At 72.7% G+C, this 3174-nt stretch carries 3 protein-coding genes; all 3 read left to right on the top strand.

Translation table 11 applies throughout. From position 1 onward, the window contains the following. The first annotated feature begins 166 nt into the window (after positions 1-166). Positions 167-1456, top strand: a complete 1290-nt coding sequence (locus tag AB0C29_RS40585; RefSeq protein ID WP_360832303.1) for an MFS transporter — start codon at positions 167-169, stop codon at positions 1454-1456. Between the two features lie 52 nt (positions 1457-1508). Continuing rightward, positions 1509-1730, top strand: coding sequence for a hypothetical protein (locus AB0C29_RS40590; RefSeq protein WP_360832306.1), 222 nt, complete (start codon positions 1509-1511; stop codon positions 1728-1730). Positions 1731-1805: 75 nt separating this feature from the next. Then, positions 1806-3174, top strand: a 1369-nt coding sequence (locus AB0C29_RS40595) for a replication-associated recombination protein A (RefSeq protein ID WP_360832309.1), incomplete at its 3' end; no start/stop codon positions are given.

A 3174-nucleotide genomic window follows, 5' to 3' on the forward strand; every position in this document is an offset into this window, starting at 1 on the left:
TCTCCGACTACATCCTCAGCCTGGGCAGCGAGCAGCTCAGCGCGCTGACTTCCGAGCTGGACGCGGTCATCGAGCGCTATCGCGCCCGCGGCGAGAGCGACCCGGCGCCGGACGCCCGCCAGGTTCTCCTTTACCTGTACGCCGTGCCGAGGATCGAGGACCCGGCATGACCGCGCTGACAGCAGTGCAGGCCCGGCGCCGCTTCCTGTGGCTGCTCGCCCTGCGCTGGCTCCCGGTCGGCCTGATGATCCCGGTCACCGTGCTGCTTCCGCTGGACCGTGGCCTGAGCCTCGCCCAGTACGGCTCCGCGGCAGCCCTGCAAGGTCTGGCCGTCCTGCTGCTGGAGCTGCCGACCGGGGGCCTGTCCGACGCGATCGGCCGGCGACCGGTGCTGCTGCTGGCCGGCGCCATCGAGATCACCGCACTGTCGCTGCTCACGGTGGCCGACTCGGTGCTGATGTTCATGATCTTCTACCTGTTGCAGGGCCTCTATCGCGCCCTGGACAGCGGCCCGCTGGAGGCCTGGTACGTCGACCACGCGCTGGCGGCCGACGCGCAGGCCGACATCGAGACCGGCCTGAGCCGCAGCGGGGTCGTCCTGGGCGTCGCCGTCGCCACGGGTGCCCTGCTCACCGGTGGTCTGGTCGCCGTCGGGCCGACCGTGCCGGGCGGAGCCCTGAGCTTGCCCGTCTACGTCGCCCTGGGCCTGCAGATCGTGTCGCTGGCGGCGGTGGCACTGCTGATGACCGAGCGGCGCCCGGGCCGCGGATTCGCCGCGCTGGCCCGGTCCGTGCGCGGGGTGCCGGCGGCGATCGGTGGCGCGCTGGGCCTGCTGCGGCGCTCCCGGGTCAGCGTGGCGCTGGAGGCGGTGGAGCTTATCTGGGGCGTCGGCATGGTGGCGTTCGAGAGCCTGATGCCGGTCCGGCTGGCCGAGGTCGTCGGCGACCCGGGCCGGGCATCGGCGCTGATGGGTCCGGTCGGCTCGGTGGCCTGGCTGGCCTCGGCCCTGGGCGCGGCGTTGATCCCGCTGCTGGCCCGCCGGATCGGAGCACCGTGGACCGGCTTCGTGTTGCGGATCCTGCAGGGCGTGACGGTGGTCGGGATGGCCCTGTTCGCCGGGCCGGTGGGAGTGATCGCGGCGTACCTGGTCTGTTACACCGTGCACGGGGCGGCGAGCCCGGTGCACAACGGGCTGCTGCACCGTCAGGTCGACGGGCCGTACCGGGCCAGTCTGCTGTCGCTGAACTCGATGGTGAGCCAGCCCGCCGGCGCGCTGGGCCTGGTCACGCTGACCGCGGTGGCGTCGGCGGCCGACCTGCGGATGTCGCTGCTGGTCGGTGCGGCGGTCCTGGCGGTGGCGGCGCCGCTCTATCTGGTCGCCCGTGGCCCGGCGGCACCGGTGGATGCCCCGGCGCCGGAGCCCGTCCCGGCGATCCACGGTGGAGTTTACTCGTGACCAGCACCGGGGTAGTAGCACGACAAGTGCTCTCATCCCCTCGGAGGAACCCATGCTTGCTATCGCCGCCGCGATCGTCTTCGGCATCTGGCTGCTGCTCGATCTCTTCGACACCAACCTCGGCGCTCCCGACCTGTTCAACTTCTCGACCATGGCCTCGCTGGGTCTCCTCCTGCTCTCGCTGTACCTGGCCGGCGTGGGCAGCGGCCCGCGCACCGGCGGCAGCGGCAGCAGCGGCCGGCGGTTCTACGGCCGTCGCCCCGGCCGCGGCTGATCCACTGATTTCGGCATACGGCCCGCCTTCGGTGCATTTCCGGCACACGAGGGCGGGCCGGTACTGTCGTTGCCGATGGAATTCGACGGACTCTTTCCGCTGACCGAGCCGGGTGGTGTCCGCACCGCGCCACCGGCCGGTGCGGCGTCCGCCGGCTTCACCGCCTGGTCCGAGGACTCTCCGCTGCCCGTACGGATGCGCCCGGCGAGCATCGACGAGCTCGTCGGCCAGCAGCACCTGCTCGCCCCCGGCGCCCCGCTGCGCCAGCTCGTCACCGGCACCACGCCGATGTCGGTCATCCTGTGGGGCCCGCCCGGCACCGGCAAGACCACCATCGCCCACCTCGTCGCCGGGGCCACCGACCGCAAGTTCGTGGCCATGTCGGCGCTGACCGCCGGGGTCAAGGACGTGCGCGCGGTCATCGACACCGCCCGCCGCGAACGCCGAGCCGGCGGCCCGCCGACAGTGCTGTTCATCGACGAGGTGCACCGCTTCAGCAAGACGCAGCAGGACTCTCTGCTCGCCGCGGTCGAGGACCGCACGGTGACCCTGCTCGCGGCCACCACCGAAAATCCGTACTTCTCGGTCATCTCCCCGCTGCTGTCCCGCTGCGTGCTGCTCACCCTGCAGGCGCTGGGCGACGAGGACGTCCGCCAGCTCGTCCGCCGCGCGGTCACCGACCCCCGCGGCCTGGGCGGCGCGGTCACGCTCACCGACGAGGCCGAGGAGCATCTGGTACGGCTGGCCGGCGGCGACGTCCGCAAGGCGTTGACGGCGCTGGAGGCCGCGGCCGGTTCCGCCGCGGCCCAGGGCGCCACCGAGATCGACCTGGCCACCGCCGAGCAGGCCGTCGACGTGGCCGCGGTCCGCTACGACCGCGACGGCGACGCCCACTACGACGTGATCAGCGCGTTCATCAAGAGCATGCGCGGCTCCGACCCGGACGCGGCCCTGCACTGGCTGGCCCGGATGCTGGTCGCCGGCGAGGACCCGCGGTTCATCGCCCGGCGCATCGTCATCTTCGCCAGCGAGGACGTCGGCATGGCCGATCCCCAGGCACTGCTGATCGCGACGGCCGCGGCCCAGGCGGTGCAGTCCGTCGGGCTACCGGAAGCCCAGCTCAACCTGGCCCAGGCCGTGGTCCACCTGGCCACCGCCCCGAAATCGAACGCCGTGACCACCGCCCTGGGCGAGGCCCTGGCCGACGTCCGGGCCGGCCGTGGCGGCGCCGTCCCGCCGGCCCTGCGCGACGCGCACTACCCGGGCTCACGTGGCCTTGGTCACGGCAAGGGCTACCGGTATCCACACGACGACCCCAAGGGTGTTGTTAGGCAGCAGTATGTGCCGGATGATCTGATCGGCGCGGACTACTACCGCCCGACCGACCACGGCGCGGAACGCGCAGTCGGCGAGCGCCTGCCCCGCCTGCGCAGCATCGTCCGCG

Source organism: Actinoplanes sp. NPDC048791 (genome assembly GCF_040650095.1).
GTDB lineage: Bacteria > Actinomycetota > Actinomycetes > Mycobacteriales > Micromonosporaceae > Actinoplanes.